8 protein-coding genes are annotated in these 7,227 nt (G+C 56.1%); 2 read left to right on the top strand and 6 right to left on the bottom strand.

From position 1 onward, the window contains the following. The first annotated feature begins 577 nt into the window (after positions 1 to 577). Complete coding sequence (locus tag C0623_11310) at positions 578 to 1,798, top strand: osmotically inducible protein C (protein PLX98833.1); 1,221 nt, start codon at positions 578 to 580, stop codon at positions 1,796 to 1,798. Between the two features lie 15 nt (positions 1,799 to 1,813). Here C0623_11310 and C0623_11305 read toward each other — a convergent pair whose 3' ends face one another. From C0623_11305 to C0623_11285, 5 genes are all read right to left on the bottom strand, one after another. Then, entirely contained in the window at positions 1,814 to 2,464 is a 651-nt protein-coding gene (locus C0623_11305) for a hypothetical protein (GenBank protein PLX98832.1), read from the bottom strand. Further along, entirely contained in the window at positions 2,464 to 2,712 is a 249-nt protein-coding gene (locus C0623_11300) for a hypothetical protein (protein ID PLX98831.1), read from the bottom strand. The genes C0623_11305 and C0623_11300 overlap by 1 nt, the downstream gene beginning before the upstream one ends. 9 nt (positions 2,713 to 2,721) lie before the next feature. Beyond that, a complete protein-coding gene (locus C0623_11295) occupies positions 2,722 to 3,615 on the bottom strand; it encodes a phospholipase (protein PLX98835.1) in 894 nt (297 codons plus the stop codon). Positions 3,616 to 3,619: 4 nt separating this feature from the next. Next, a complete protein-coding gene (locus tag C0623_11290; protein ID PLX98830.1) occupies positions 3,620 to 4,108 on the bottom strand; it encodes an NrdH-like redox domain-containing protein in 489 nt (162 codons plus the stop codon). A gap of 203 nt (positions 4,109 to 4,311) precedes the next feature. Continuing rightward, positions 4,312 to 5,751, bottom strand: coding sequence for a GntR family transcriptional regulator (locus C0623_11285; GenBank protein ID PLX98829.1), 1,440 nt, complete (start codon positions 5,749 to 5,751; stop codon positions 4,312 to 4,314). Between the two features lie 134 nt (positions 5,752 to 5,885). On the opposite strand from C0623_11285, the gene C0623_11280 reads away from it, so the two are divergent. Then, entirely contained in the window at positions 5,886 to 6,191 is a 306-nt protein-coding gene (locus C0623_11280; protein PLX98828.1) for a hypothetical protein, read from the top strand. A gap of 11 nt (positions 6,192 to 6,202) precedes the next feature. Here C0623_11280 and C0623_11275 read toward each other — a convergent pair whose 3' ends face one another. Further along, a complete protein-coding gene (locus tag C0623_11275) occupies positions 6,203 to 7,174 on the bottom strand; it encodes a YitT family protein (GenBank protein PLX98827.1) in 972 nt (323 codons plus the stop codon). Between the last annotated feature and the right edge of the window lie 53 nt (positions 7,175 to 7,227).

Raw genomic sequence — 7,227 nt, 5'->3', positions numbered from 1 at the left:
GGAGCGGTTTCTTTGGTTCGTTTCTTTATCGCTTAATAAAGAAATGAACCCGGCTGCCGGGCCGGGACCCGGCGGTTCTTCCTGTATTCTGTCTTCAGGGGGATACTTCCCTGGGATTCGGGTAGTGTCCCCGTCAACTTTTAGACTCCGTTTGGCAATCCATTGATGATTTTGACTTACCCCTGGAGCTCTTGAGGTCGCTCCCGTCAGCGCGATCATTAAACCGCAGCCTAACCGCAAACGCCACGGAGACGAACTGCGTTTGCCTCAAGGCAAACTCCCCGGCAGCACAGTTGAACAGAAACAATTCAGACAAACCAAAAAAGCCCCCTGCAGGGGAGCCGTTTTCTGCATACTCTTTTATGGCTTAATAAAAGAGTATGGCGGAGTGCGCGGCCGCGACCGCGCGGTTCTCTCGTCTTCTGTCTTCATGTTTTCAGTATCCAGGTCAGGGAATATTTCCCTGAACTTCGGGTAGTGTCTCCACCTGGCCTTTTTTGTAAAACCGATGACCGGCAAGGCAAAGACCGTTTCGAATGCTATGATTGACCTGTAAACTTTCAGTCTGGAGGCAACGATGCGAACCGAAAAGATAACATTCACCAACAGCGACAACCAGGATCTTTCTGGACGGCTTGAGCTGCCGGTCGACCGTAAACCGCATGCCTACGCAATTTTCGCCCACTGCTTCACCTGCAGCAAAAACATCAAGGCCGCGGTTCAGATCAGCCGGGCCCTGGCCTGCCAGGGGATCGCGGTCCTCCGTTTCGACTTTACCGGAATCGGGGCGAGCGAAGGAGAGTTTGCTGAAACCAGTTTCTCTTCGAACGTCGACGACCTTGTCCGGGCAGCAGAATTCATGCGCCGCGAAGAGATGCCGCCGGCGTTGCTGATCGGGCATTCGCTCGGCGGTGCCGCGGTGATCAATGCCGCCGGAAAAATCGATTCGATCCGGGCGATTATCACGATTGCCGCGCCTTCCGATCCGGCCCATATCATTGACCACTTCAAGGAGAATGAAGAAGAAATCCTGCAGCGGGGGGAAGCCGAAGTCGACCTTGGCGGCCGGACGTTTCGCATCAGGAAAGAGTTTATTGACGACTTGCGCGAAAGCCATCTCGAAGAGGCGCTGCAAAACCTCAAAAAACCGCTGCTTGTCATGCACTCGCCCTTCGATAAAATTGTCTCGATCGACCATGCTGCGACAATCTTCAAGGCGGCCCGGCACCCAAAAAGTTTCATTTCACTCGACACCGCCGACCATCTGCTCAGCAATGCTCAGGATGCGGATTATGCCGGGTTGATCGCCGCAACCTGGGCCGGAAAATTCCTGGAGATCAGGCGCAAGGACCCGGACGTTACCCATCCCGACAATAAGGTGGTGGCCCGTCTCGAGCAGGGGTTTCATACCGATATCGTCGCCAACGGTCATCCGCTGGTTGCCGATGAGCCGATAGCCGTCGGCGGAACCAACCACGGCCCTTCGCCATACGACCTGCTGGTCGCCGGGGTCGGTGCCTGCACCGCCATGACCCTGCGGATGTATGCCGACCATAAAAAGTTGCCCCTCGACGCGGTCACGGTGACGCTGACGCACAAGAAAATACACGCAAAAGATTGCGACGACTGCAGTTCGGAGACCGGCAAAATCGATCATATTGAGCGGGAAATCAGCCTGACGGGAGAGCTCGATGCGGAGCAGCAACAACGGATGCTTGAAATAGCCGATCGCTGTCCGGTCCATAAGACGCTTCACTCGGAGGTCAAGATCACCAGTCGGCTGGTCGAAGAAGAGTAAGCGAACAGATTGCGATCAGAGATTCGCCGTGAGGTTTTTGTGGGCCCCGACAACGAAGCAGACCACTCCCGGAAGTTGCACGATATGAAACAGGCCGTTGTGATCGAACAGCCAGATCAGCTTAAAGCTGTACGGTCCGGCCGCCTGAACGACCGCCGCCAGGATACTGATCATGATGCCGGCCAGCACCCAGCCGCTTCCCGGATGGCGCCGCCGGACAAGCGAAAGATAAACGCCGGCGCAAAAGATCATGATCAGCGCTTCAAACAGGACAAACCAGATAAAAGAACCCGAACCGAGCCAGGTCACTGCAACGACGAGAAACGGCAATGGCAGCAGCCACTTGACGGCGCCGGCGGCTGCCGGCTCGCCGCGCCAACCGGCGACGGCGACCAGCGCCAGCAGCGTGAGGGTCAGGCCAAGGAGAAAATAGAGCGGCTGCCAGAGCAGATCGTTGACCGCTTTATCCATGCGTATGGCATGGGCGGCGGCCCCGAGAAAAGAGGAGGCAGCCAACGCCGCAAGGAGCGCCAGCCAGAGTCGGCGGGCCAGGTTCCGGTGCGGCAGCCGGTAGAGGCCAAACCAGCCGGCGACGGCGAGCAGGCCAAGAGCGAAGTCGGTGGCGGCCGTTGTCAACTCGGTCGGGCTGTCAACCAGCAGCGGCATCAGCCATCCTTCCGGAATTTCCCCTGGCTGAGATCTGCGGCCAGCTGATCAAGCCAGGATGCGGTTCCGTCATATTGATAATTGATCGCGATGCCGCTGCGGCGACAGAGAACTTCAAGACTGCCGGCGCCGCCGTCAAGCAACTTCCTGAAGGCATCGCTGTTGACATTCAATTCAAAGTCGTCAATCTCGAGCCCGCTGCGGTCCAGCAATTCACGAAAACGGACAACCTGTTGGCGCAAATCCATCTGTTCCTCCTAAAGCCAGTCGGTCAGAAGAACGCCGAGACTGATCCGGTGTACCGCGGCGTTATAATCGATCAGGCTTTCGCCGTAGCCGCTGAAATACTGGACATACCCCTTCAGGTTGCTACTGACCGGGAAACTCCAGTCAAGCTGTATGGCCCCTTTATTGTCATGCCGGCGCAAGTTATTGCGGAGCATCAATCCGAAGGTCTGCCGGTCCCACTTGTAGAAGGCATAGAGTTCACCGGAGCCGAGGAACTTGTTGATATCGGGGTTGTCATCGCCGGTCGGATCGGTCGGCGAACTCTTCTCTTCCTCGGGAATTCGGTACCACGGTTTAAGCGCAAACAGGAAGTTGCCGCGATCAAACATGAAGAGACCGTAGATCCGGTTCCAGCTCCGCGACAAGGCACCGCTGCGGCCGTTCGACTGGTGAACAACACCGATACTGTTTGCCCGGTTGGTCAGGCCGAGAAAATTCCAGTCATTGTCAACGGTCAGGAATAACTCCGGCTCATGGTTGGTCTCACGAAACGGACTCGAGGCATCCTTGTTGTAGGCCTGCCAGAAAGAAAGGTTGGTGTAAGCGAAATAGATCTTGCCGTTGTTGTGAAACACATCCCTGGCCACCTGCAGCTTCATACTGAACTGGAATTTCATTTCGGTATGATCGAAGTCTTCGGTGCCCGGCGTAAAAGGTGTTGTATTCGGCCGGGTATTGTAGCTGACGGGGAGAATGTAATTCGGGCGGTGCGGGGCAATAAAAAATGGATTATCCCGGGCCCTCTCCTCGAGTTTGACCCGATTCTCCCATGCCGAATCTGCGTCGGTCTGCGCCGGAGCATGTCCTGCCAGAAACAAGACGAGGGCGATCGCAACGCATATTGAACGAAAGCCGCGAATCATAACCTCACTGATATTGGCGGAGGGCTTTTTCAAATGCCGCTTCCGAGTAGCCCGGGATTCCGACACTTCCGATCAGGACAAAAGGAACGCCGCGGCTCTGGGTCAGCGATGCCTTGCGCCGCGCCGCATCCCGATCTTTTTCAACATCATATTTCACATAAGGGATATTTCGGGCCTTGAACCACGCTTCAGCCTTTTTACAGTAGCCGCACCAGCTGGTGACGAACAACTCGACGATCGGCAAGTCGACCGGCGCGACACCGGCCCGGGGCGTCTGCGCAGGGGCTGCCTGCGCCGAACTTTCTCCGGAAACGGTGCCATACCCTGCAACGACATTCGGTTGCGGATTGACGACCTCGCTATCGGTATGGCCGGGAGGCGGCGTATCGGTAAAATGAACGTTGCCATTGTCATCGACCCACTTGTAGATCTCTGCCGAAAGCGGCATCGTTGCCAATAGAAGAATAAGGGCTGTTAAAACAATAATACGCATAATTACTCCTGTGAGCCCTGCGGACCGGGCCTGGACCGTTGCCCGGGGCCGCTGACACTATTGGGTAATGGCTGTCGATAGAATGATTTCCAGGGAGATCCTTCTTTCCGGCCCGGATCATCACATACCGATGCAGAACTGTTACCGAGAGACAATAATAGACAAGCGAAACGGTGAAACCAAGTTTTTTCTCGACACCCCGCTCAGAAAGCCCGGGCCAGCCGACCTAATGTAGCGACGGCATGTTCAATCCGGTCACTCCACATGGCCGCATTGAGGCGGATACAGTTCCTGAACTTGCCGGTCGCCGAAAAGAGCGGGCCCGGGGCAAGGGTAATCCCCTCGCTGACCGCGTCGGCATAGAGTTTAAGAGCATCGACCTCGCCCGGCATCTCGAGCCAGAGGCAGAATCCGCCGCGCGGCCTGGTCACCTTGGTCCCTTCGGGAAAATAGGTACCGATCGCTTCACTCATTTGCGCAACACGACTGGCTGAATCACGCCTCAATTTACGCAGATGTCTTTCATATCCGCCATTTGCGAGAAACTCGGCAACCGCCATCTGGGTCGGACTGGCCGAAGCGACGGTCGTCGCCATCTTCAGCCCCTCGATTTCCTCCTGATAACGCCCCGGTGCAATCCAGCCGACCCGGTAGCCTGGAGCAACCGTCTTGCTGAAGGAAGAACAGAGCAGAACGTTGCCATCGCGAGAATAAGAACGGGCAACACTCGGCCGCTCATCGACAAATGCGATATCGCCATGGATATCATCCTCGATCAGGGGGACATCGTATGTTGCCAAAAGCTCGACCAGCTCTCTTTTCCGATCATCTGACATGATGCAGCCGAGCGGATTGCTGTAATTGGTAACGACCAGGCAAGCGCTGATGGCATTATGCTCAAGGGCATAAGAGAGCGCCTCGAGGCTGAGTCCATCGGTCGGTGAGGTCGGTATTTCCAGAGCTTTCAATCCGAGGGCCTCGATCAACTGCAGGAAGTTGAAAAAAGTCGGCGACTCAACGGCGACCGTATCGCCCGGTTGGCACAGAACCTTCAGCGCCAGGAATACAGCTTCCATACAGCCGGTCGTCGTGACGATGTCATCGGGCCGCAGAGCACAACCGGCGAGCAGCATCCGCTTGGCAATCTGGGTGCGGAGCCGGCTGTTTCCGGGTGGAACCGAGTATTCGACCGCCTGTTCCGGTCTTCGACGCAATTCGCTGGCGATCATCCGGTTCAGTTTATCGATCGGCAGCATGTCATACCCGGGCGAACTGATTCCGAGCTGCAGCAGCTCGGAATTCATCGAGTCACGCAGGATCATCCGGGAGAGATCACCGAGGCTGACCTCGGTCGGGCTGATTTCCCGTTTTAAAATCTGCGGATCGACCGGCACATCGGGCAGACGGGCCGAAACGAAATATCCCGATTGCGGCCGCGCTTCGATCAGGCGACGGTCTTCGAGATAGGCGTAGGCCTGCTTGGTCGTATTGATACTGACCCCGAACTGCTGGCTCAGGTTGCGTATAGACGGGACCTTGTCGCCCGGCCTGAAGGTACCCTGTTCAATCAGGTACGATATCCGGTTGGCGACATTCTCGTAGAGTGGAACCTTGCGTTCAGCATCGCTGTTGATTTCGCTCATATTCGAAGTTTACCCCCCCTCGCCCTGCAAAGGCTAGATACAGTCTACCGCATATCCAATGGATACAGTTACATAAAAAGCCGACTGTAATGGTTACAAAAAAGGACAACTGAATCTGTTATTACCGGCTGTTAATGGTTATCATGGGACCAGTTGCGAATGAATGGAAGGAGATCATTATGGAAATGGTACTGGGAAATGGAGAAATCGTCTCGATCGATGGCGATGCCCGCAAGCTTGTCATCTCGTGCCGATACGGAGATCTCTGGATCACCCAGCCGGGAGATCCTGCCGATCACCTGGTTCCGGCGGGCCAACAGTTTGTCGTTTCCCGCAAAGGGAGAATCGCGGTAACAGCGCTGAGCGACGCCCGGATGCACATTGCCGACCCGATCGAATTGAAGCAGGCCTGCCTCCCCTGGCAACTCGCGACGACCTGACCCGGACGGCCTCAGGATTCACTGCTGCCGGCGCGACGCCTTTTTTTCAGGGGCAAGTGCCGTTGAAAACTGAAGCTGCCGACAGCCTGCTGGGCGACGCCGACGACGAGAAAAGCTTCCGGATCGTATTCGGCGACAATCGCTTTCAGATCCTGAACCTGGGCCCGGCTGATCGTGCAGAAAAGCATCGTATAGTCACGCTCGGAATAACCGCCCTTGACCTCCCACTGACTGATTCCCCGCCCAAGGTTGAGCAGAATCGCCCGCTTCAGCTCATCCGGTTGATAGCTGACGATGGTAATGGTGCGCACCTGGCTCACCCCTTCGAGTACAAAATCGGTGGCCAGGCCGCCGATAAAAAGCGAGAGCATCCCGAGCATCGCCAGCTCCCAACCGAAGACCATGCCGGCCAGGATAATAATACCGCCATCGAAGTAGAAAAAGGTCTGGCTCAGAGGATATCCGGTTTTGGCGTGGAGGATCCGGGCCGGGATAACCGTGCCGCCAAAGGCGCCGCCGTAACGAAAGACGATACCGACCCCGAGCCCGAAAAAAAGACCGCCATAAATCGCATTGAGCAACAGGTCGTCGGAAATCGGATAGGTTTTCATCATGCCGGGCAGGAAGGTACTGAAGGTGTCGGCCGTGATCGAAAAGACGGCGATTGAAAGCAGGCATGAAAAGAGAAAGCGCCAGCGCCCGAGGTGAAAGAAACCGAGAACGAGCAGCGGCAGGTTCATCAGCATGAACAGCCCGCCGGCCGGCCAGCCGGTATAGTGATTAATAATAACCCCGAGGCCGCCGATGCCGCCGGCGGCAAGATTGAACGGAACCATGAACATGCTGTAGCCGAAGGCAGAGATCATCGCACCGACAGCTATGGCTAACTGGTACAGCACCACCTTTGCCGGTCCGTGCAGATCGATATGGCTTTTCAGAAACGAGGCTTCATTATGGATTTTGCGGAACAGAACCTTAACCATCCGGGAATCCTCCTGGGCAGAATGAACAAACAATCGATGGCTTTATACGGGGG

The sequence above is a fragment of the Desulfuromonas sp. genome (assembly GCA_002869615.1).
Taxonomy (GTDB): Bacteria; Desulfobacterota; Desulfuromonadia; order Desulfuromonadales; family UBA2294; genus BM707.
This window is presented reverse-complemented; position numbering and strand designations above follow the sequence as displayed.

Excerpts from the sequence above, each read along its gene's own strand:
- C0623_11310 (PLX98833.1), top strand. The coding sequence starts at position 578 with ATGCGAACCGAAAAGATAACATTCACCAACAGCGACAACCAGGATCTT.
- C0623_11305 (PLX98832.1), bottom strand. The coding sequence starts at position 2,464 with ATGCCGCTGCTGGTTGACAGCCCGACCGAGTTGACAACGGCCGCCACC.
- C0623_11300 (PLX98831.1), bottom strand. The coding sequence starts at position 2,712 with ATGGATTTGCGCCAACAGGTTGTCCGTTTTCGTGAATTGCTGGACCGC.
- C0623_11295 (PLX98835.1), bottom strand. The coding sequence starts at position 3,615 with ATGATTCGCGGCTTTCGTTCAATATGCGTTGCGATCGCCCTCGTCTTG.
- C0623_11290 (PLX98830.1), bottom strand. The coding sequence starts at position 4,108 with ATGCGTATTATTGTTTTAACAGCCCTTATTCTTCTATTGGCAACGATG.
- C0623_11285 (PLX98829.1), bottom strand. The coding sequence starts at position 5,751 with ATGAGCGAAATCAACAGCGATGCTGAACGCAAGGTTCCACTCTACGAG.
- C0623_11280 (PLX98828.1), top strand. The coding sequence starts at position 5,886 with ATGGTTATCATGGGACCAGTTGCGAATGAATGGAAGGAGATCATTATG.
- C0623_11275 (PLX98827.1), bottom strand. The coding sequence starts at position 7,174 with ATGGTTAAGGTTCTGTTCCGCAAAATCCATAATGAAGCCTCGTTTCTG.